The following is a 19213-nucleotide window of genomic DNA, read 5'->3' as shown; positions in this document are numbered from 1 at the left end:
ATAAACTGCCATGGAGGAAAAGATAAATGTGGGCGCTATAATGCGCGATCGTTAATTGCCAGGATCCCCTATCGTGTCTCGCCTTGCCGTGCTGCCGCAATACCTGCTTCCCAAGGGAGCGTTGACCAACTTCGCCGGCCGCGTTGCCGGCGCCAAGGGCGGGGCCATGACCACGCGCCTGATCCGTTGGTTTGTCGGCCGCTACGACGTCAACATGGACGAGGCGCTCGATCCCGACATCAGCCACTACGCCAGCTTCAACGAATTCTTCACCCGCGCGCTGCGCCCGGACGCCCGCCCGCTGGCCGACGCCGACTTCATCTGCCCGGTCGACGGCCGCATCAGCCAGTTCGGCGCCATCGAGGACGACCAGATCTTCCAGGCCAAGGGCCACAAGTTCAGCACCACCGCGCTGGTCGGCGGCGACGCCGCGCTGGCCGCCAAGTTCCAGCACGGCAGCTTCGCCAACCTCTACCTGAGCCCGCGCGACTACCACCGCATCCACATGCCCTGCGACGGCAAGCTGACCCGCATGATCTATATTCCGGGCGAGCTGTTCTCAGTCAACCCGACCACCGCGCGCGGCATACCCGGCTTGTTCGCCCGCAACGAACGCGTGGTCTGCGTGTTCGACACCGCCAACGGTCCGTTCGTCATGACGCTGGTGGGCGCCACCATCGTCGGCAGCATGGCCACCGTCTGGCACGGCGTGGTCAACCCGCCGCGCGCGCCGCAGATTTGCGAATGGCAGTATGGCGACCAGAACATCGTGCTGAAAAAAGGCGAGGAGCTGGGCCGCTTCCTGCTCGGCTCCACCGTCGTCATGCTGTTCCCGAAAGATACGCTGGGCTTCAACCCGGCCTGGCAACCGGCCGGCCCGGTGCGCCTCGGCGAGATGATGGCCAACCTGAAGAAGTAATTACACGCCGCCGAACTGCGTGATGCCGTCGTCAAACGCGGCCTGCAGCACATCGAGGAACACCCGGGTCTTGGCCGGCATCAGCCGGCGGCCCGGGAACACGGCCCAGCCCGTCACTGTCGGGAACGACCATTCCGGCAGCACCCGCACCAGCTCCCCCGACGCCAGGTATTCCTTGGCAAACATCTCCGTCGACGCGGCGATGCCCACGCCGGTGGTCGCCATGCGCACCAGCAACTCCGGCGAATTGGCCAGCAACCGCACCGGCAGCTCGCGCTCCCATTCGGTCTTGGCGCGCAGCAGCTTCCAGCGTATCAGGCCGTTCAGGCGCGGCGGCAGACTCAGCAAATCGTGCTTGAACAGGTCGTCCGGATGCTCGGGCAGCCCGCGCAACGAGGTGTAGGCTGGCGCGGCATACAGCGCGATCTTGCTCAGGGTGACGCGGCGAGCGGCCAAAGAGGAATCGTCCGGCAGATTGCCCATGCGGATGGCCAGGTCGAAATTTTCCGCCACCAGGTCTACCCTGCGCGGCGACAGATCCAGTTCCAGCGCGATCTGCGGATAGTCGTTGAGAAAGCGGGCCATCACCGTGCCCATCGCCATATTGGCGAAATCGGCCGGCATCGACACGCGCAGCAAGCCGCTGGGCGCGCCCTGCCGGTGCTGCGCCAGCGCGCCGGCCAGTTCGGTTTCATCGGCCACGCGGCGCGCATGTTCCAGCAGGCTGGCGCCGAACTCGGTCAACACCAGCTTGCGCGTGGTGCGCTGGAGCAGGCGCTCGCCCAGGTGCGCCTCCAGCAGCGAAATCCGGCGCGACACCGTCGATTTCGGCAGCTGCACCCGCTGCGCCGCCAGGCTGAAGCTGCCGCATTCGACGATGCGGGCAAACAGCAGCAGGTCGCCAGGATCGATTTCCACGCATTTCCTCCCTCATTGTTCCATCAGTGGATTAATGTTATCCATTTTAACGCCTTCCGCATCGAAATTGGAACTGCTAAAGTTACTCCATCGCAGCAACCAACCCGACACGAAGGAGCAACACCATGAACATCCTGCAAATCAATTCCAGCGCCCGCAGCACCGGTTCCGAATCGACCCGCCTGGCCGACGCCATCGTCGCCAAACTGCGCGCCACCCACCCGACCGCCGCCCTGACCCGCCGCGACCTGGCCGCCGATCCGCATCCGGTGATCGACGAGCCTACGCTGCAGGCCCTGTTCACCCCGGCCGACCAGCGCACCGCCGAACAAGCGGCCCGCGTGGCGCTGGACGACGCGCTGATCGCCCAGGTGCAAGCGGCAGACGTGGTGGTGATCGGTGCACCGACCTACAACTTCGGCATCACCGCCCAACTGAAAAGCTGGTTCGACGCGATTGCCCGCGCCGGCGTGACCTTCAAGTACGGTCCAACCGGCCCGGTTGGCCTGCTGACCGGCAAAAAAGTCTACGTCGCCCTGTCGCGTGGCGGCATGCACCGCGATGGTCCGACCGACACCCAGCTGGCTCACATCAAGATGTTCCTGAGCTTCGTGGGCCTGACCGACGTGCAATACATCTTTGCCGAAGGCCTGGGCATGGGTCCGGAAGCAGTGGCCAAGGCGCAAGCGCAGGCCGAAGCGGAAATCAACGCCGTTCTGGTATAACCGACGGGCGGCGCAGCAAACCACATAGGAGAGTGTCATGACTGATCAAGTAAAAAACGAACGCAGCGTAGAACGCATCATCCAGGGCCAGGCCGTCATGGACGGCGCGGGCGTCAAGATCAATCGCGTGTTGACGCAGCCCCTGCAGCGCCGTCTGGATCCATTTTTGATGCTGGATAATTTCGGCAGCGACCAGGCCAACGACTACATCGCCGGCTTCCCCAGCCATCCGCATCGCGGCTTTGAAACGGTGACCTATATGCTCGAAGGCCGCATGCGCCACAAGGACAGCGCCGGCAACGAAGGCTTGCTGACCAACGGCGGCGTGCAATGGATGACCGCCGGCCGCGGCGTGATCCATTCGGAAATGCCGGAGCAGGAAGAAGGCGTGATGGAAGGCTTCCAGCTGTGGCTGAACCTGCCCGCCAAGGACAAGATGCGGGCGCCGTGGTACCGCGATTTCAACGGCGCCGACGTGCCGGCCTACACCACGGCCGACGGCGTGGCGGTGAAAGTCATCGCCGGCAGCAGCCACGGCGTGGCCGGCGCGGTGCAGCGCGAAGTGACGGAACCGATTTATCTCGACATCCATCTGCCCGCCGGCGCCAGCTTCAGCCAGTTGGTGCCGGAAGGTCACAACGCCTTCATCTTCACCTATCGCGGTTCGGTGAAGATCGGCGACAAGGACGTGGCGTCTGGCCGCATGGCGATCCTGGCGAACACGCCGGGAGCCGATGGCGTGACCGTGCATGCTTCCGAGGCCAGCCGCTTGATCCTGATCGCCGGCCAGCCGCTGAACGAGCCGATCGCGCAGTACGGCCCGTTCGTGATGAACACGCAGGCTGAAATCTTCGCCGCCGTCGAGGACTTCCGCGCCGGCAAGCTGGGCGAGGAAGCCCACGCTTAAGCTTTACAACAGCCGCCGGGCGTGTGACGCCCGGGGCTGTCTTCCCGTATTAGCCGCCCCTGCGCTTGTCACGCGCGACAAGCAAGCAGCGCATTAAGCGCCTGAGTCCAGCTTCCCTCTCGCGCGTCTCGCGCTTGTCCCTGTCAGCGAGCAGGCCGCGTAGTTGACGTCGAAGTTGAAAATTGTCGACCGCGTAAGCGATCAGCAGGACAGACACCGTGACGCCGCTGACTAACTCTCCTGCAAAGTGCCAGGAGGCCCAGGCCAGCACAGCGCAAAAAAGCCCTGTGATCAACAAAGCAAAGCGATCGACCATCACCGGCTCCACGCAAATTTGTAATTCTTCCGCGATTTCTGGTCTTGCCGATAGATACCTGGCCACTGCAACAGCACAGAAGGTAGCCAAGGCTCATGAAGATGATTGCTCTGTGCGTTTGTCAGCACGTCGGATATGGACATGCCGCCAGCAAACGAGCGCCCAGCCGCAACCGCAATGCTGCCAATCACGGCACCTGCGTAATACGATGCACGCAACGCACCCAAATAGATCAATTTTTCCAACCCGGTCCCGGCACCGATCAATTCAGCTAACGTGACATTGCGGCCAAACTGCTTAATCCCCGCGAGAATGACCGTCGCAGTCTGAACAGCGGTTCCGTTGCTGGCGAAAAGCGTTTCAGGACAATCCAACCCCAGACCGTCCATGTTTTGCTTGAAATACTTGTAAAAATCGGATGACATGATTTCCTCCGCTGAAGGACGGCTCGGTTTGCCGCTGGTCCAAGCATATATATCCAACGCTGGGGCCGGTTGACTCACATCATGGCCCCGCAGAGTACAGCGTCTCAGGCTAAAATGTGGCCATGATGCCCACACTAATCAAATGGCTGCGCTACCTGAGCCACATCCTCGGCTTTGAGACGGCCGACTCCTTCCCCCCCGGCCATCCGTACGAACGGACGCGCTGGAACGGCGCGTATTTCGACATCGCGTCGGACGTCAAGCCGGATCAGATTGAAAGCAGGCTGTGCGAGGCGATCGGCAACACGCCGCTGGTCTTCGGCTACATCACCAACCCCACGCCACGCATGCAGCGCGCCTTGCTGGCGATGTTGGAGGAGCGCATGCGCAACAACCGCGGCCGCGCCACCGAACTGGCCGCGCTGCTGGTGGCCGCCTACGACAGCCCGCACATCACCGAAGTCGTGCCCGGCCTGCGCGCGGCCATCGCCGCCACCCGCCACGAGGAAATGCCCGAGCGGGCGCGCAGCGTGATGGCCTTCCTGGGATCGATGCAGTCGCCGTTCGACGTCATCGAACTTAATTAGGCGACAGCCCCCGCCGGCGCCGCCGGCCGGGAAAAATTGCCCGGCACGAAACGGTCGCGCAGCTTCATAAACGGCGTCTCCACCAGCAGGTGCAGCAGCCAGCCGGCCAGGATGCTGGCGGCGCTCATCAGGACGATGGCCTGCCACGAATCCGGCCCCCAGCCCGCGTCCTGCAACGGCGCGCGCAGCAGCACGCACAAGGTTTTGTGCGTCAGGTAGATCGCGTACGACCACAGCGCGATGCTGGCGGCGCCCGGCACCCGCAGCCGCTGCAGCAGCGAGCCGGGGCTGAGCGCAGCAACCAGCAGCAGCGAAAAGCTCAGGCCCAGCATCGGATAGCCGACGACCGTCATCGCATAGCCGTAATGGTCTTCGAGGAACAGCGTCCAGGTCAGCGCCAGCAGCGCCGCGCCGGCGGCCAGCGTCCAGTTGCCGAACGAGGTGATGCGCGTCCAGATGCCGGCGTGATGGTTTTTCAGCAGCGCCAGCGCCACGCCCGCCACCAGCTCATCGTAGCGGCACAGCGACGAGTAATAGATCAGCGTGTAATAGTTGAAGCCGCCCTGCTCCTCCGGGCCAACATGGTGAGTCCAAAGATAGCTGCGTATCGCCATGCCGGCCAGCAGCGCGCCGGCCACTGTCAGCCACGCCAGCAGCAGCGAGCGGCGGCAGGCGGCGATCGCCAGCGCCACGGCAGGCAGCAGGAAATAAAACTGCTCCTCGACGCACAGCGACCATGCATGCGAGAACGCGGTGCCGGGAACCAGCGCGATGTTCTGAGTAAAGGTCAGGAACTTCCACAGCGGCGGCAGCACCAGGTTGCCGCGAAAATACGGCCACAAGGCATACAGCGCCAGCACCACATAAAAATTCGGCAAGGTGCGCAGCAGCCGCCGCGCGTAAAACCGTACCAGCGAAAAGCGCTCGCCGCCCGTCCCCTGCTGGCGGCGGATGCCGCCGAGGATCTGGTTGCCGATCAGATAGCCGCTGAGCGCGAAGAACAGGTCGACGCCGGTCCAGCCGATCTCGCCGAACCAGCCGAAGGTCGGACCGCCGCTGACGAACAACATGTAGTGATTGGTAAACACCAGCACAATGGCCAGCGCGCGCAGGGTGTCGAGGCCAGCGTTGCGGCCCGTTAAAGATGGATTCATGCCGCCATCTTAACAAATCATGGCGATATCAACATGGTAACAACGCGGTTGGCAAAGCTGAGCACGGCCGTGCTCTCCGCCGCGATCGCCACGTTGTGTCCGTGGCTGGAGTAGTAATCGACGGTGCCCAGCCGGATGCTGTCGATCGCCGCGCTGATGCCGGTGCTGATGGTGTAGGCGGCCAGCAGCATGTCCGGCGCGGTGACGAATTTCAGCACCACATCCTGTCCCGTATTGTTCAGGAAAATGGTCTTGCAAGGCTTGACCGTCTTCATCGACGTCTTTTCGGTGAAATCTATCGTCATCATCAGAGCACCCTGAACAGGCCCGCCGGGTAGCCGTCGTTGGTGCGCGCCAGGTCGACACTGATGCGCTTACCGTCGTCGACAGGCAGGGTGGTGGCGGCCAGTTGCTTGAGGTTGTAGTTGGCGTAGTCGCGCGAGCCGTAGAACTCGGCCGACGGCGCCAGCCAGCTCAGCGCCGCCAGCCCGCGCTCCGTCATCGCCCGGCAGCAGGCGCCCGAGCCGTAGACGCCGATCTTGTAGCTGGCCTCGCCCGGCCCGGCCGCCTGGAACGCCTGGTTGATGCCCTCGAAATAGCTGGTCACCGCGCCGTCGATATCTTCGTCGCCCGGGTTGAAATCCACCGCGAAGTAGATCGCCGAGCCGGATGGCTGGGTGATGACCGAGTGCGCCATCAGGTAGGCGGCGGCGCCGTCGGCGCACCCCTGCGCACGGCTGAAATAGCTCAGATGATCGCCGCCGGCCTGCCACAGCGCGCCGATCTGGATGCTGGCGTCGGTCAGCGAGCGCGCCTCGGCCAGCGACAGGCTCTTGCCGGCATGGTGGCTGTAGTAACGGATGGCGAAGTCTATTCCTTGTTGCTTAATTGCAATTGCATGCTGCGTCAGTTCAAACGGCGCTTTCAGTCCAGTCAGGACAACCATGTCGACTCCTCAAAGTTGGGGGTGGCGTTTCCACGCGAAAATGTTAATATTTGCAAAAAGTGTAGTTATGAAACAACTGTAGTCATTTAGTATAGAAATGGCCTTCCGAAAACCTTCCGAAGACCAAGTCATTGATTTCTAAGTACTATTTCTTAGTAGAAGAAGGTGCGTGTGAACCACAAAAGCTTCCGTTTCGGGCAGTGGCGGGTCGATCCCGCCACCAATACACTCAGCTGCGGTGAACTCAACCGGCAGCTGGAGCCGCGGGCCATGGATGTTTTATTGTATTTATGCCACCACCCGCACGTGGTCATTTCCGCCGAAACATTGCTGGACGCCTGCTGGGGCAACGTCGCGCCGAGCGACAACGCCATCCACAAAATCATCACCCAGCTGCGCCGCGCGCTGGACGATTCGGCGGTCGAGCCGCGCTACATCGAAACCATCCGCAAGCGCGGCTACCGCCTGCTGGCCGAACTCAGCTACGACGACGACGTCAGCAACGGCAGCTGGCTGCACGCCTCGCCGTTCCGCGGGCTGGAAGCATTCGAAGAACAGCACGCGTCCATCTTCTTTGGCCGCAAGCTCAACGTCGACCAACTGGTGCAAGTGGTGGTCGCCCAGGCCCAGGCCGCCTGCGCGATGGTGCTGGTGCTCGGCCCGTCCGGCGCTGGCAAGACCTCGCTGGTGCAGGCCGGCCTGATCCCGGCGCTGAAGGCGGGCGCCGCCCCGGCCGACGCCGGCCTGGCGATCAGCGCCCACCTGCAGCTCGATTGCGCCGACATGGGCCAGGCCGGCCTGCTCGACACCCTCGCCAGCGTGCTGCTGGATGCCGAGCTCGACGGCCACCAACTGTTTGACAACACCAGCGCGGTGGCCTTGGCCCAGCGGCTGGCGCAAGACCTGCCGGGTGTGATCGAGCAATTGCAAAAGCAAATGCCGGCGATCCAGCTGATGGTCTTCATCGACCGCTTCGAAGCCGTGTTCAGGCTGCCGCACGTGGGCGAGCAGGAGCGCGCCGTGTTCATCAATGTGCTCGACCAGCTGGCCCGTTCCGGTTGCGTCCTGCTGGTGCTGGCCTGCCGCAACGATTTCTACCCTCACCTGTCCGCCTACCCGGCGCTGATGAATCTGAAACTGCGCGGTGGCCACTTCGACCTGGCGCCGCCCGGCAGCGCCGACATCGCCCAGATCATCCGCCACCCGGCGCAAGTGGCGCAGCTGCGCTACACGACCGACGAGCGGGGCGAAAGCCTGGACGAACTGCTGATCAGCGCCGCGCGGTCCGGCCCGGACACGCTGCCGCTGCTGCAATACTGCCTGCAGGAGCTGTACCGCCTGCGCTCTGCCGACGGTGAATTGACTCACGCCAGCTTCCACCAGCTGGGCGGGCTCGAAGGCGCGATCGGCGCCCGCGCCGAACAGGTGATCTCGGCCCTGGGGCCGGCGCAGATCGCCGCCCTGCCCCATGTGCTGTCGCAGCTGGTGCTGGTGGCCGAGGACGAAGCCACCGTCACGTCGCGCCGCGTGCCGTGGTCGGCGCTGCGCAGCGATGCCGAGACCAGGCTGGTGCAGGCGCTGGTCGACGCCCACCTGTTCGTCAGCGACCTGCAGGGCGGCGCTCCCGCCTTCGGCCTCGCCCACGAGGCGCTGCTGCGGCGCTGGCCGCGCGTGGTGGCGTGGATCGAAGAACACCGGCAGACCTTGCAGGTGCGCAGCCGCATCAGCGCACAGGCCAAGCGCTGGCAGGACAGCGGCCGCGCGCGCGACATGCTGCTGCCGTCCGGCACCCAGACCAATCAGGCGCGCCAGTTGCTGAAGACAAGGGGTTTCAGCTTCACGTCACAAGAAGACACTTTCATCGCAGCCTCCTTACAAAGCGAACGGCGCGGTGAACGTCTCCGGCTCGTCGTCATGTGCGTCGTAATGGGTCTGGCACTGCTTGCCGGAGGTCTCGGCCTGGTGGCCCGCAAGGCTCAAATGCTGGCAGAACAGCATCGCGCCAAAGCCGAAGATCTGATGGGCTACATGCTCGGCGAGTTCGTCGACAAGCTGCGCCCACTTGGCAAACTGGACTTGCTCGATAGCGTGAGCAACCGTGCGCTCGCCTATTTGTCGGATGCGTCGAGAGTGAACGATAGTGACGCTGCCCTGGCTCAACGCATCAAATCGCTACTGCTCATTTCCGAAGTCAAGATCGCACGCGCAGATCCGGTTGCCGCCAACACCGCATTGCTTGCCGCTCGCGAAATCCTGCATCGGCAACTGCAAACGCGTCCCACTGATATGTCCCTGATTAAAAGCGCTGGCGAAAATGCTTTCTGGCTTGGGCAAATCGACTCGGACAGAAAAGAGTGGGCCAAGGCGCAGCAATACTTTGAGGAATATAGGGCACATAGCGATGCAATGGCAGCTCTCGCTCCAAACGACGCTGATAGCTGGATGGAGCAATCCTACGCACATAACAGTTTGGGTACGGTGGCTCTTCGCCGTGGCGATGTGCTACGGGCTGCAAACGAATTTGCGCTGTCAGTTGCCTTAAAAACACGCGCCTTTTCGAAGTCGCCAAACGACCAGCGTCTGGCCGCCGACCTGGCAGACAGCCTTTCGTGGCAGGCCAGCGCACAATTACAGTTAGGGCAACTAACTCAAGCAGAATCGTTGTATGACAAGGAATTAGCACTACTGCAGACTATCCACAGAACTCATCCGAATGACACGCTTTGGCTAAATAGGCTCGCGTCAGCCTGGTCCCACCAAGCGGATGTGAAACAGGCTCGCGGCGACTTGACTGTAAGTCGGGAAAACTTGAACAGCGCACAAAGCTTGCTGAAAACCATAGTTGACCGAGATCCAAGTAATCGAACCTGGCAAAAGAATCTGTATATCGCCCAACTCAAGGCATTTGATTTGGCCGATAAAGACACAAACAAGCTTCAGGCGTTCTCCCAACTGGAAAAGCTACATGACAACCTTTCAGCGCTTAGTCTATTGGAGCCTAAAAAATTGAATTTGCAGATGTTGGTTGCAGGTGTCGCGCAACGCAGGGCCGCGTTGGAACTACAGCACGGCCAAGCCCACAAGGCGGACACCACGCTGACGCCAGCGCTCATTCAATTACAGAACATTCACGCCGCGGCACCTGCGGACCAGATGATACGCAACTACCTCGTGGATGCATTGATGCTCAATGCGGACATCAGATTGGCGTTGGGAGATATTGAAACTGCCCGCCAAGGATGTAAAGCCGCGAAGGCGATTCTCCAGCCCCTGATCCCCAACAGCAGTGATTTTCATTTGCTCGCGCCATGGGTAAAAGCCAGTGTCTGCCTGAATGAGTATGCCGAAGTAGCGCCGTCGCGAAAACTCTTGGAATCAATTAATTACCAGGAGCCGTCTTATCTGCAGTATCTTTCCAACCACCCACCAAAGAAAGCGATCCAATGACTACGCTCGTTCCTCCAGCCACATTCATCAACATCCTGGTTTCGGTCCAACCGAAAGCCGACAAACCCGGCCACTACGAAGTCAGCACTGAACCGCCAACCGTACAAGTTCTCAACGAAGATACTGTCATTAACTACCAAATTGTTGACACCGACGGCTATCCGATTGTATTCACAGGCATGACTGTCCACCCCAAGGACAACAACCAGTTTAGCAAGGAAACCATCAGCATTGACGGAAAATTAATGGCATTCATCGATGCCAATACCGAAAAAATGACCTTGAGTATCAAGCTTCATTTCCAAGACAAAGACGGCATCAAATTCTCGCACGATCCTCAGATTCAGAACGAGCCTGAAGGTTAACCAGGAATTTGAGCCAGATCCCACAGGCCAGCAACTGCCGATCGGCAGTTGCTGGCGCAGGTGTAAATCGGTATAAACTGCGGCTTTGCCACAGACCGGAATCCGCATGATCGACGCCAGCAAGCTGCAATTCAAATCCATCCAATACGGCGGCCAGCAGCCCGGCACGCGCCTGATCGTCACCGGCGCCGTGCACGGCAACGAAACCTGCGGCACCAAGGCCATCGGCCGCGTGATGCAGGAACTCGACAGCGGCCGGCTGCTGATACGCAGCGGCAGCGTCACCTTCGTGCCGGTCACCAATCCGCTGGCCTACGCCAAGGGCGAACGCTCCGGCGAACGCAACCTCAACCGCAACCTGTTCCCGAATGCGAACCCGCAGGACTTCGAAGATCGCATCGCCAACTGGCTGTGTCCGCTATTGGCGCAGCACGATGTGCTGCTGGACCTGCACTCGTTCAACGCCGCCAGCGAGCCCTTCGTCATGGTCGGTCCGCGCAACAACGACGGCCCGCTGGAACCGTTCAAGCACGAGCGGCAGGAGCGCGCGATGGCGCGCCGGCTCGGGGTCAGGAGGTTTGTCGACGGCTGGCTGCGCACCTACGGCGCCGGCGTGCAACGCCGCCTGCGCGGCGACAGCCAGCTTGAAACCGTGCTGCGCTACGGCATGGGCACCACCGAATACATGCGCAGCACCGGCGGCTACGCGCTGACGCTGGAGTGCGGCCAGCACGCCGATCCGCAGGCGCCGGAAGTGGGCTACCGCGCGATCGTCAATACGCTGGCCTTCCTCGGCCTGATCGACGCGCCGCAACCGCAGCCAATCGCCGACGACGTCATGGAAGCGCTGAGCATGGCCGCCGTCTACGACAAGCAGCACGCGGACGATGCCTTCAGCCGCCCATGGTCCAGCTTTGACCCGGTCAAGCAGGGCGAACTGATCGGCACCCGCGCGGACGGCACGCCGGTGCTGGCCGAGTTCGACGGCCGCATCCTGTTCCCCGACAGCGCGGCTGGCGCCAACAGCGAGTGGTATTACCTGACGCGCGCCAACCCGGCTTTTTAAACGGTCGACACCTTCAGGCCGACGATGCCGCCGACGATCATCGCGATGCAGGCCAGGCGCAGCACGCCGGCCGGTTCGTTCAGCACCGCGATGCCGTAGATGACGGTGCCGACGGTGCCGATGCCGGTCCAGATCGCGTAAGCCGTTCCCAGCGGCAGCGCGCGCAGCGCCAGGCCCAGCAGGCCGACGCTGCCGGCCATCGCCGACAGGGTCAACACCGTCGGCACCAGCTTGCTGAAGCCGTCGGTGTATTTGAGTCCGACCGCCCATGCCACTTCCAGCAGGCCGGCCAGGATGAGGATAATCCAGGTCATTATTAGTGTCTCCATTCCAGGGCCGAAACTATATCATCAGCAACAAATGGGTGATAATGTTCCTTCAACTACAAGAAGAGGAGCGCCCATGCAGTTACTGGCACAGATCGTCACCGGCCTGGTGGCACTGATACACGTCTACATCGTTTTACTGGAAACCGTGCTGTTCCAGACGCGCGGCCGCCGCGTGTTCGGCTTGAGCCAGGAAAAGGCCGACATCGTGCGGCCAGCCATGTCCAACCAGGGCTGCTACAACGGCTTCCTGGTCGCCGCGCTGGTGGCGGGATTCGTGCATCCGGTTCCGGCGATCGCTTCCGCGTTCACGGTGTTCGGCCTGAGCTGCGTGGCCGTGGCCGGCGTGTGGGGTGGACTAACTGTCAAGCGCTCGATCCTGCTGATCCAGACGCTGCCGGCCGTGATCGGCCTGGCCCTGCACTTCGCTGCCTAAGCCGACGGTTTGCCGCCGGACAGCGGCGGCAGTTTGATCGCTTCGATCACCACCGGGGCGGTTTCGGCCGGCGGCTTGGCGCCGGTGCCGCGCAGGGCCAGCAGCCAGCCGATGCCGTCGAACCAGAACGGCGCGCCCAGCGACGAGGCGAACGCGGTGACGATCCAGCCCATCAACGCGAACGCCAGCGCCGCCAGGAAGGCGCCCACGCTCTTGCCGCCGGCGCCTTCAAACCGCGGCGACGGCCAGCCTATCGGCAACGCCTGTACCGCCTGCACATCTTTTTTGACTTCCATGGCCTTGACCAGCGGGGCCGCGGGCGGCGCGCCGGCGGGCGCCGCGGGCGGCGGCGTCATGCGGCCGGCCGCGACGCTGTCCGCGCCCTGCTGCGCCAGCCTGGCTGACGCGCCGTCGTCGCGCCATAGCCGCTGGCTCAAGTCCAGCGCGTCGATATTCATCGCGCACGCATAAAACAGCCCGACGCAGAACAGCACGAACTGCGAGCGCCGTTTGTACCAGCCGGTGATGCGCTCCATAACCGTCTCATACCAGATACGCACGGCATTCTCCAGCGCCGCCAGGTCGTCCGGCCCCTCGCCCATAATCGCCAGCAAGGTGCGGCTCAAGCCTTCGTTGCCGACATTGGCCAGCAGGATGGCGGCCGTTTGCGCCTTGCCGTACCTGGTCGTCAACGTGGAGACAAAGGCGCGCGCGAAAATCGACGAGGGAATATACGACGGCATGCGTCCCTGTTGTGCCATGCCGGTGATCAGGGGATGCGTCATGACGGCGGCCGACAGCGAATGCGCGCCCAGCCGGGCCAGCCCGAAGCCGTCGTCGCGCCGCAGGAAACGCTTGATCGACGGCACGATGCCGCGCAGTCGCGGCTTGCCGCCCTGCTCGTGCAGCAGCGTCAGCACGCCGTCCAGCAGCACCTTGGCGCGGGTCTGGAACAGCGAGGCGATCGCCTCGCGCGTGGCGCTGCACAGCAGGCTCACCGCCAGGAAGGTGTAGGACAGCCCGATCGCCACATCCAGATAATGACTGGTCATATGAGCCTCGTTAGGATTCAAACAATGTTCCCGTAACATAAAGGATTTTTCGGCCGCCAGCACGTTTTTCTTTTATATCGTAAGATAACGATATTGAAATCGGAAAAACACGATCTATATATCGTTACATGCAGATGGACATAGACGCTATACACAAAGCCCTCGCCAACCCGATGCGGCGCCAGATCCTGGCGTGGCTGAAGGAACCCGAGGTGTATTTCGCCGACCAGCAGCATCCGCTGAGCCTGGGCGTGTGCGCCGGTCTGATCGACCGCCGCTGCGAACTGTCGCAGTCGACCGTGTCGGCGCACCTGGCCACCCTGCTCAAGGCCGGCCTGATCACCTCGCACCGCGTCGGCCAGTGGAATTACTTTAAACGCGATGAAGCCCTTATCCAGGCTTTCATCGATCAAATGTCACTATAGGAAACTTATCATGGCAAATCTCTTCGACCCGATCACCATCGGCGACATCACGCTGAAAAACCGCATCGTCATGGCCCCCCTGACCCGCGCCCGCGCCGTCGGCGGCGCCCGCGTGCCGAACGCCTTGATGGCCAGGTACTACGAGCAGCGCGCCAGCGCCGGCCTGATCCTGAGCGAAGCAACCGCCGTCACGCCGCAGGGCGTGGGCTACGCCGACACCCCGGGCCTGTGGTCCGACGAGCAGGTCGAAGGCTGGAAGCAAGTGACGGCGGCCGTGCACAAAGCCGGCGGCGTGATCTTCGCCCAGTTGTGGCATGTGGGCCGCATCTCCGATCCAAGCTTCCTGAACGGCGAAGCGCCGGTGTCGGCCAGCGCGATCCCGGCCAAGGGCCACGTCAGCCTGCTGCGTCCGGAACGCCCCTACCCTGTGCCGCGCGCGCTCGATACCGAAGAGCTGGCCGGCATCGTGGCCGCCTACAAGCAAGGCGCGGAAAACGCCAAGAAAGCCGGCTTCGACGGCGTGGAAATCCACGGCGCCAACGGCTATCTGCTGGACCAATTCCTGCAGGACAAAACCAACCAGCGCAGCGACAACTACGGCGGCCCGATTGAAAACCGCGCCCGCCTGATGCTGGAAGTCACCGATGCCTGCATCGAAGTATGGGGCGCCAACCGCGTCGGCATGCACCTGGCGCCGCGCCGCGACTCGCACGACATGGGCGACTCCAATCCGGCGGAAACATTCGGCTATGTGGCGCGCGAACTGGGCAAGCGCAAGATCGCTTTCATCTGCGCCCGCGAAGCCGTCGGCGAAGACAGCCTGGGTCCGTTGCTGAAGAAGGAATTCGGCGGCGTCTACATCGCCAATGAAAAGATGGACAAGCAGACCGCGCAGCAGGTGCTGGAAGCCGGCACCGCCGACGCCATCGCCTTCGGCAAGGATTTCATTTCCAATCCCGACCTGCCGCGCCGCCTGCAGACCGGCGCGCCGCTGAACCCATGGAACGCCGCAACGTTCTACGCGCCAGCGGAAGAGGGTTACACGGACTACCCTGCCCTGGCGTAATGAAAAAAGGGAGCCTCGGCTCCCTTGTTCATTAACGCGGTTGCGTGTAATTGACCGGCACGAACACGTAACCGCCCTTGCCGTTGGCGCGCACATGGCCCAGCGCCGGGAACGACAGGTGCGGCGCGCCGATCAGGTAGCCGCCCGTGGCCGCCGCGGCGAACGCTTTCTTGCGCTCGGCAATGGCCACCTTGCTGTCGGTGTCGAACTCGATGCCGACGCCCGGATCGTCAAACTGCACCGCCTGCACGTGCAGCAGATCCCCCAGCAGCACCAGCTTCTGCCCCTTGCTCTCGATCACGTAGGTGATGTGGCCCGGCGTATGGCCGCCGTTGAAATACGACTTGATGCCAGGCACCAGCTCGCTGTTGGCGACGATGGGCTGGAACTTGCCCGCCTTGACGTAGGGATTGATGGACACCATCGGCCCCTGGAAATTATCCTTGGCCTCGGCCGGCGCCTTGTCCAGGTTGGCCTGGTTCAGATAGTAGTCCGCGTCAAGCTTGCCTGCGCGCACGATGGCGTTCGGAAACACCCGCTGCTCGTTGGCCGCCAGGCCGCCGACGTGGTCGCCGTGCATGTGGCTGATGTAGATCTCGTCGACCTGCTCCGGCTTGTAGCCGGACGCCTTCAGATTGCCCAGCAACTGACCCAGCGTCGGACCGAACAGGCTGGCCGCGCCGGTGTCGATCAGCACCAGCTTGCTGCCGGTATTGATCAGGAAGCCGTTGACCGAGGTCTGTATCGGGCTTTTCTCGAACGCCTTGGCCAGCGCCGCGTCGGTCTTTGCCGGCGGCTGCTTCAGCAGCTTGTTGACCGGCAAATCCAGGGTACCGTCGTTCAGCACGGTGACTTCGAAATCGCCCAGCGTGGTGCGGTAAAATCCCGGCGCCTGGAACTTGGCCATCGGCGCGGCGGCCTGCGCCAGCGAGCACGCAGCGGCCACGGCCGCGAAGAGCGCGGCCGAGCGGGTCAATTTGGTCGTGATCATAGCTTCCCTTATTGTTGTGAATTATGAGAATCGCTACGATACCGCAAAATTAACTTTTTGGCCGGCGCTCGCTAGAAAGTCATCGGCAGGCGCACCGACAGCTGCACGTCGGGCGTGTCGCGCGTCAGCCCCGCCCCCACGGCGACGTTGAGCGTGCGCTTGTCGTTGATGCGGTAGGAGAACCCCACCAGCAAGGTACCCAGTTGCGTGCGCACCGAGCCGGGCACCGGCAAGCCGTTCTGGCGCGTGCGCGCGACCGAGCTGTGGTCGTAGCCAAAGCTCATCAGCGCCTTGTCGTTCAGCGCCAGGCCGACGCCGAAGTTGAAGCCGACCACGTCGCCCGGCTCGACCGTGCCCAGCGGCTCCCACTCGCCGTTCAGCACCTTGCGGTTGACGTTGCTGCGCTTGAAGTTGTGCAGATAGCTGACGCTGCCGAACAGGATGGCCGGGTCGCTGGAATACAGCCAGGTCAGGCTCGGCTGGATCGCATAGAAGCCCGAGCCGGTCGGCAATTCCAGCGGCAGGCCGGTGCCGGTGGCGTTCGGCCCGACGCAGCGCTTGCTGCAATCGGTGATGACGCTGAACGGATCGGTGCCGGTGCGCGACTTGACGCGCAAGCCCGCCACATAATACGGCTTGTCGGCCGCCCCCTGGTTGAGCTGGTAGCGCAGCGCCACTTCGGCGTCGCCGACGCCCTTGCCGCTGGTTTCAAACACATTGTCGACGCCGGTGCCGGTAAAGATTTCACGGCTGACGGTCGAATCGCTGCGGTACACATACGGCACCTTCAGCTCCAGCTCGGCGCGGTTGCTCAGGCCGTAGCGCACGCTGGCCGTGCCGGTCAGCGTGTTGCGCTTGACCTCGCGCACATCGACCAGCCCGATCAGCAGGGCTGGAATGATGGTGTAGCCGACCAGCACCACGCGGTTGCTCGACGAATAGCCGAACTGCGCCGACGGCTCGAAGACGAACTTGCCGCGCGGCGTCAGCACGCCCGGCTGCTCGAACAGCGGCGCCACCGCCGGCGGCCGCGCGTCACTTCCCTGTTGTTGTTGGGCCTGCGCCATCACGCAGGCAAGACCGGCCATCGCGCCGGCCATCGCGTTCATCCTCCATCGAGCACTTCGCATTACCACCCTCCGCAGCAGGTTTCATTTCGGGCCCACCGCACCACTCAAGGAATCGCGCAACATGCTTTCAAAATTGACGGCCTTGAGCATCGCCAGGTTAGTGACGGTGGTGCTGATCGTGGTCTGGCTGCGGATGGCCTGGTCGTTGACGCTGTTCTGTATCAACAGCGCGCCCAATCCCTGCATGGCGGGCACCGGATCGATCGCATTGCCGGCGCCGTTTTGCACCACCACGGCGGCCAGCGCATCGCTGGCCATCTGTGCTTCCGCAGCGCTCAACTTTGTCACATCGGCGATCGCAAAACTACTGTTTGCTACAACAGTTCCATTGATCGAAACCAAACGTTCGACACCTAGCGAGACCAGCAGCCCATTGCCGAGGTCGTAGCCGCCGCGCGCTTGTTCCAGCTGGGCATCATCGACCGCGGTCCAGCCGTCGGTCGGGTCCGCATGCACGGCACCAAAGCCCAGCAGCAGTATCATTAAAGCGATGCGCATGGCGCCTCCGTTCAGTAATTGCCGTTGCCGTTTTTCGGCAGCGTGATGTCGGTCAGGCTGGCGCGGCTGATCGCCTCGCCCAGCGGCACGCGCGGCGCGACGCTCCAGTCGGCCGCCTGGTTGAAATGCGGCTGGCCGCGCCAGTTGTGAATGACGAACAGCAGCCGGTCCTGCCAGATGGCTTCGAAGGCCGAGCGCGTCATCGCGCGCGTGCCGCCGGCCGGATCGCCCAGCAGGATGCGGCCGTCGTCCATGCCCTTGATGACGACGAAGTGCCGGTAGCCGTTTTCCTCGACCCGCACGATGGCGGGGAAGCCGGCCTCGGCCAGCTTCTGCAGCGGCTGCTGATAGCCGTCGGCGATAAAGCCCTGCTGCGCCAGGTAGCGCTTCATGTCCAGCAGCGAAAAGCCTTCGCGGCGGATTTTCTGCTGGTCGCCAAGCGCGTACATGGCGTCGAACACCTGGCGCTCGCTGACCGGCGTGTCGTAGTGGTAGCTCAGCAGCGTTGCCACCGCCGCCGAGCCGCAACTGAAATCGAATTGCTGGCGCACGGTGGAACGGAAGCGCGCTTCCTTCATGCTGGTGACATGCAGCGCATAGCTGCCGCCTGTCACGCCGGGCAAGTCCACCGCGCCAGCCTGGCCGCACACGGCGGCCAGTGAGGTAGCCAATAAGGCGCTGACGAGTTTTTTCATTGCATCTGGATGTTGATGATGGTGGCGTTCTGGATCAGCACATTGGCGCCGGAGTTCTGTATCGCCACCGGCAGGCCGGAAGCGTTGCTGAACGAGCCGGTACTGATCGAATTGGCGCCGGTGAAAACATTAACCGCCGTATTGCCGCTGACTGCGCCGTTCAACTGCATGTCGCTGGTCACCGTGTCGGTGCCGGCGCGTTTGCCTGCCAGCCTGTCGGCCGACACGGCCGTGCCGTCAAACCCGGCGGGATCGGCCGCCGTGATGACGATGTCCCGCACCAGCGGCGGCAAAGGCCGCGCGGACGGCTCCTCGATCGGAGCGATCGCCGGCGCCGCCAGCAGCGCCGCACACAAGCTCATACTGAATAGTTGCATACCGTACCCCCTGTCGATGACGGGATGCGCCACGCCCCAGGCGCGCGCATCCCGCTTGCAGCTTTTTATCTGCCGACCGACAGATTGGCCTGCACGTTGACGCTCTGCTGCACCAGCGAGGCGATGCCGCTGTTCTGCGCCGTGACCATGATGCCCGCGGCCGACTGGCCGACATTGCTCATGGTGTTGGACATATTGAACGTGCCCGCATTCACGGTCACATCGCCGCCCGCGCCGCCGGTACCGCCCGCGCCAGCACCGCCGGTGGCTGCGCCGACCGAGTTGGTACCGCCGCCGCCGCCTGCACCGGCGGTGTTGCTGCCGCCGCCCGCGCCGCCCGCGCCGCCGGCGCCGCCGGTGGCGCTGCCGCTGGTCGTGTCGCCGTTGCTGGCCGTGCCGCCGGTAGCCGCGCCGCCTGCCGCGCCATTGCCTGCGGTATTGC

23 protein-coding genes and 1 pseudogene are annotated in these 19213 nt (G+C 63.0%); 10 read left to right on the top strand and 14 right to left on the bottom strand.

The genetic code is table 11. The annotated features are described in order from the left end of the window. Nucleotides 1–70: 70 nt before the first annotated feature. Complete coding sequence (gene asd / locus ABWW33_RS28745) at nucleotides 71–919, top strand: archaetidylserine decarboxylase (protein WP_176651203.1); 849 nt, start codon at nucleotides 71–73, stop codon at nucleotides 917–919. Here asd and ABWW33_RS28740 read toward each other — a convergent pair whose 3' ends face one another. After that, nucleotides 920–1837: a LysR family transcriptional regulator gene (locus ABWW33_RS28740; protein ID WP_353404837.1), complete on the bottom strand. Its 918-nt coding sequence runs from the start codon at nucleotides 1835–1837 to the stop codon at nucleotides 920–922. It lies immediately after the preceding gene. Between the two features lie 125 nt (nucleotides 1838–1962). Here ABWW33_RS28740 and ABWW33_RS28735 point away from each other — a divergent pair, with 125 nt between their 5' ends. Together ABWW33_RS28735 and ABWW33_RS28730 are read left to right on the top strand one after the other, a co-directional pair. Continuing rightward, a complete protein-coding gene (locus tag ABWW33_RS28735; RefSeq protein WP_353404836.1) occupies nucleotides 1963–2562 on the top strand; it encodes an FMN-dependent NADH-azoreductase in 600 nt (199 codons plus the stop codon). 37 nt (nucleotides 2563–2599) lie between these two features. Next, on the top strand, nucleotides 2600–3469 hold the full coding sequence (locus ABWW33_RS28730; RefSeq protein WP_353404835.1) for a pirin family protein: 870 nt from the start codon (nucleotides 2600–2602) through the stop codon (nucleotides 3467–3469). Nucleotides 3470–3518: 49 nt separating this feature from the next. Here ABWW33_RS28730 and ABWW33_RS28725 read toward each other — a convergent pair whose 3' ends face one another. Both ABWW33_RS28725 and ABWW33_RS28720 read right to left on the bottom strand, forming a co-directional pair. Continuing rightward, entirely contained in the window at nucleotides 3519–3785 is a 267-nt protein-coding gene (locus ABWW33_RS28725) for a hypothetical protein (RefSeq protein ID WP_353404834.1), read from the bottom strand. Next, a complete protein-coding gene (locus ABWW33_RS28720) occupies nucleotides 3785–4210 on the bottom strand; it encodes a hypothetical protein (protein WP_353404833.1) in 426 nt (141 codons plus the stop codon). Before ABWW33_RS28720 ends, ABWW33_RS28725 begins: the two co-directional genes overlap by 1 nt. 122 nt (nucleotides 4211–4332) lie before the next feature. On the opposite strand from ABWW33_RS28720, the gene ABWW33_RS28715 reads away from it, so the two are divergent. Then, nucleotides 4333–4797: a hypothetical protein gene (locus tag ABWW33_RS28715; RefSeq protein ID WP_353404832.1), complete on the top strand. Its 465-nt coding sequence runs from the start codon at nucleotides 4333–4335 to the stop codon at nucleotides 4795–4797. Here the strand turns inward: ABWW33_RS28715 and ABWW33_RS28710 are convergent. Genes ABWW33_RS28710 through ABWW33_RS28700 form a run of 3 tightly spaced genes read right to left on the bottom strand, consistent with a single transcriptional unit; the run spans nucleotide 4794 to nucleotide 6897 of the window. Continuing rightward, complete coding sequence (locus ABWW33_RS28710; protein ID WP_353404831.1) at nucleotides 4794–5951, bottom strand: acyltransferase family protein; 1158 nt, start codon at nucleotides 5949–5951, stop codon at nucleotides 4794–4796. The genes ABWW33_RS28715 and ABWW33_RS28710 overlap by 4 nt on opposite strands. Nucleotides 5952–5968: 17 nt before the next feature. Beyond that, nucleotides 5969–6259, bottom strand: coding sequence for a hypothetical protein (locus ABWW33_RS28705; RefSeq protein ID WP_176650158.1), 291 nt, complete (start codon nucleotides 6257–6259; stop codon nucleotides 5969–5971). Further along, nucleotides 6259–6897, bottom strand: coding sequence for a DUF1906 domain-containing protein (locus ABWW33_RS28700; protein WP_176650157.1), 639 nt, complete (start codon nucleotides 6895–6897; stop codon nucleotides 6259–6261). Before ABWW33_RS28700 ends, ABWW33_RS28705 begins: the two co-directional genes overlap by 1 nt. Nucleotides 6898–7068: 171 nt before the next feature. Between ABWW33_RS28700 and ABWW33_RS28695 the strand changes: the two genes are divergently transcribed. The 3 genes from ABWW33_RS28695 (at nucleotide 7069) to ABWW33_RS28685 (ending at nucleotide 11775) form a co-directional block, all read left to right on the top strand. After that, entirely contained in the window at nucleotides 7069–10344 is a 3276-nt protein-coding gene (locus tag ABWW33_RS28695) for an nSTAND1 domain-containing NTPase (protein WP_353404830.1), read from the top strand. Next, complete coding sequence (locus tag ABWW33_RS28690; RefSeq protein ID WP_353404829.1) at nucleotides 10341–10709, top strand: DP-EP family protein; 369 nt, start codon at nucleotides 10341–10343, stop codon at nucleotides 10707–10709. Before ABWW33_RS28695 ends, ABWW33_RS28690 begins: the two co-directional genes overlap by 4 nt. Before the next feature lie 106 nt (nucleotides 10710–10815). Next, on the top strand, nucleotides 10816–11775 hold the full coding sequence (locus ABWW33_RS28685) for a M14 family metallopeptidase (protein WP_353404828.1): 960 nt from the start codon (nucleotides 10816–10818) through the stop codon (nucleotides 11773–11775). Here the strand turns inward: ABWW33_RS28685 and sugE are convergent. Continuing rightward, nucleotides 11772–12089, bottom strand: coding sequence for a quaternary ammonium compound efflux SMR transporter SugE (gene sugE / locus ABWW33_RS28680; RefSeq protein WP_353404827.1), 318 nt, complete (start codon nucleotides 12087–12089; stop codon nucleotides 11772–11774). The genes ABWW33_RS28685 and sugE overlap by 4 nt on opposite strands. An 88-nt stretch (nucleotides 12090–12177) precedes the next feature. On the opposite strand from sugE, the gene ABWW33_RS28675 reads away from it, so the two are divergent. Next, a complete protein-coding gene (locus ABWW33_RS28675) occupies nucleotides 12178–12537 on the top strand; it encodes a DUF1304 domain-containing protein (RefSeq protein WP_353404826.1) in 360 nt (119 codons plus the stop codon). Here ABWW33_RS28675 and ABWW33_RS28670 read toward each other — a convergent pair. Beyond that, entirely contained in the window at nucleotides 12534–13589 is a 1056-nt protein-coding gene (locus ABWW33_RS28670) for a hypothetical protein (RefSeq protein WP_353404824.1), read from the bottom strand. The genes ABWW33_RS28675 and ABWW33_RS28670 overlap by 4 nt on opposite strands. A gap of 128 nt (nucleotides 13590–13717) precedes the next feature. Between ABWW33_RS28670 and ABWW33_RS28665 the strand changes: the two genes are divergently transcribed. Further along, the gene (locus ABWW33_RS28665; protein WP_353404823.1) at nucleotides 13718–14014 is read left to right on the top strand and encodes an ArsR/SmtB family transcription factor; all 297 of its coding nucleotides are present in this window, start codon (nucleotides 13718–13720) and stop codon (nucleotides 14012–14014) included. Between the two features lie 10 nt (nucleotides 14015–14024). Beyond that, nucleotides 14025–15080 (top strand): alkene reductase, encoded by a 1056-nt coding sequence (locus ABWW33_RS28660; RefSeq protein WP_353404822.1) that lies wholly within the window; start codon nucleotides 14025–14027, stop codon nucleotides 15078–15080. Nucleotides 15081–15111: 31 nt separating this feature from the next. Here the strand turns inward: ABWW33_RS28660 and ABWW33_RS28655 are convergent, their stop codons facing one another. From ABWW33_RS28655 to ABWW33_RS28630, 6 genes and pseudogenes are all read right to left on the bottom strand, one after another. Beyond that, nucleotides 15112–16071, bottom strand: coding sequence for an MBL fold metallo-hydrolase (locus tag ABWW33_RS28655; protein WP_353404820.1), 960 nt, complete (start codon nucleotides 16069–16071; stop codon nucleotides 15112–15114). Nucleotides 16072–16142: 71 nt separating this feature from the next. After that, nucleotides 16143–17180, bottom strand: a complete 1038-nt coding sequence (locus ABWW33_RS28650) for an acetate kinase (protein ID WP_353404819.1) — start codon at nucleotides 17178–17180, stop codon at nucleotides 16143–16145. Between the two features lie 42 nt (nucleotides 17181–17222). Then, nucleotides 17223–17699 carry a hypothetical protein gene (locus ABWW33_RS28645; RefSeq protein WP_176650146.1) on the bottom strand — a complete coding sequence of 159 codons (477 nt, stop codon included), beginning with the start codon at nucleotides 17697–17699 and terminating at the stop codon, nucleotides 17223–17225. An 11-nt stretch (nucleotides 17700–17710) separates the two neighbouring features. After that, entirely contained in the window at nucleotides 17711–18394 is a 684-nt protein-coding gene (locus ABWW33_RS28640; protein WP_176650145.1) for a C39 family peptidase, read from the bottom strand. Continuing rightward, nucleotides 18391–18771: a hypothetical protein gene (locus tag ABWW33_RS28635; protein ID WP_176650144.1), complete on the bottom strand. Its 381-nt coding sequence runs from the start codon at nucleotides 18769–18771 to the stop codon at nucleotides 18391–18393. The genes ABWW33_RS28640 and ABWW33_RS28635 overlap by 4 nt, the downstream gene beginning before the upstream one ends. A 65-nt stretch (nucleotides 18772–18836) precedes the next feature. Next, nucleotides 18837–19213, bottom strand: a pseudogene (locus tag ABWW33_RS28630) (hypothetical protein); the annotation flags it as partial.

Source organism: Duganella hordei (assembly GCF_040369125.1).
Lineage (GTDB): Bacteria > Pseudomonadota > Gammaproteobacteria > Burkholderiales > Burkholderiaceae_D > Rugamonas > Rugamonas hordei.
Note: the sequence above shows the minus strand (reverse complement) of the source record. Positions and strands in the feature narration are given on the sequence as shown.

What these genes read in the sequence shown, in the direction of transcription:
- ABWW33_RS28735 (WP_353404836.1), top strand. Translation starts at nt 1,963, where the DNA reads ATGAACATCCTGCAAATCAATTCCAGCGCCCGCAGCACCGGTTCCGAA.
- ABWW33_RS28730 (WP_353404835.1), top strand. Translation starts at nt 2,600, where the DNA reads ATGACTGATCAAGTAAAAAACGAACGCAGCGTAGAACGCATCATCCAG.
- ABWW33_RS28725 (WP_353404834.1), bottom strand. Translation starts at nt 3,785, where the DNA reads ATGGTCGATCGCTTTGCTTTGTTGATCACAGGGCTTTTTTGCGCTGTG.
- ABWW33_RS28720 (WP_353404833.1), bottom strand. Translation starts at nt 4,210, where the DNA reads ATGTCATCCGATTTTTACAAGTATTTCAAGCAAAACATGGACGGTCTG.
- ABWW33_RS28715 (WP_353404832.1), top strand. Translation starts at nt 4,333, where the DNA reads ATGATGCCCACACTAATCAAATGGCTGCGCTACCTGAGCCACATCCTC.
- ABWW33_RS28710 (WP_353404831.1), bottom strand. Translation starts at nt 5,951, where the DNA reads ATGAATCCATCTTTAACGGGCCGCAACGCTGGCCTCGACACCCTGCGC.
- ABWW33_RS28705 (WP_176650158.1), bottom strand. Translation starts at nt 6,259, where the DNA reads ATGATGACGATAGATTTCACCGAAAAGACGTCGATGAAGACGGTCAAG.
- ABWW33_RS28700 (WP_176650157.1), bottom strand. Translation starts at nt 6,897, where the DNA reads ATGGTTGTCCTGACTGGACTGAAAGCGCCGTTTGAACTGACGCAGCAT.
- ABWW33_RS28690 (WP_353404829.1), top strand. Translation starts at nt 10,341, where the DNA reads ATGACTACGCTCGTTCCTCCAGCCACATTCATCAACATCCTGGTTTCG.
- ABWW33_RS28685 (WP_353404828.1), top strand. Translation starts at nt 10,816, where the DNA reads ATGATCGACGCCAGCAAGCTGCAATTCAAATCCATCCAATACGGCGGC.
- sugE (WP_353404827.1), bottom strand. Translation starts at nt 12,089, where the DNA reads ATGACCTGGATTATCCTCATCCTGGCCGGCCTGCTGGAAGTGGCATGG.
- ABWW33_RS28675 (WP_353404826.1), top strand. Translation starts at nt 12,178, where the DNA reads ATGCAGTTACTGGCACAGATCGTCACCGGCCTGGTGGCACTGATACAC.
- ABWW33_RS28670 (WP_353404824.1), bottom strand. Translation starts at nt 13,589, where the DNA reads ATGACCAGTCATTATCTGGATGTGGCGATCGGGCTGTCCTACACCTTC.
- ABWW33_RS28665 (WP_353404823.1), top strand. Translation starts at nt 13,718, where the DNA reads ATGCAGATGGACATAGACGCTATACACAAAGCCCTCGCCAACCCGATG.
- ABWW33_RS28660 (WP_353404822.1), top strand. Translation starts at nt 14,025, where the DNA reads ATGGCAAATCTCTTCGACCCGATCACCATCGGCGACATCACGCTGAAA.
- ABWW33_RS28655 (WP_353404820.1), bottom strand. Translation starts at nt 16,071, where the DNA reads ATGATCACGACCAAATTGACCCGCTCGGCCGCGCTCTTCGCGGCCGTG.
- ABWW33_RS28650 (WP_353404819.1), bottom strand. Translation starts at nt 17,180, where the DNA reads ATGAACGCGATGGCCGGCGCGATGGCCGGTCTTGCCTGCGTGATGGCG.
- ABWW33_RS28645 (WP_176650146.1), bottom strand. Translation starts at nt 17,699, where the DNA reads ATGCGCATCGCTTTAATGATACTGCTGCTGGGCTTTGGTGCCGTGCAT.
- ABWW33_RS28640 (WP_176650145.1), bottom strand. Translation starts at nt 18,394, where the DNA reads ATGAAAAAACTCGTCAGCGCCTTATTGGCTACCTCACTGGCCGCCGTG.
- ABWW33_RS28635 (WP_176650144.1), bottom strand. Translation starts at nt 18,771, where the DNA reads ATGCAACTATTCAGTATGAGCTTGTGTGCGGCGCTGCTGGCGGCGCCG.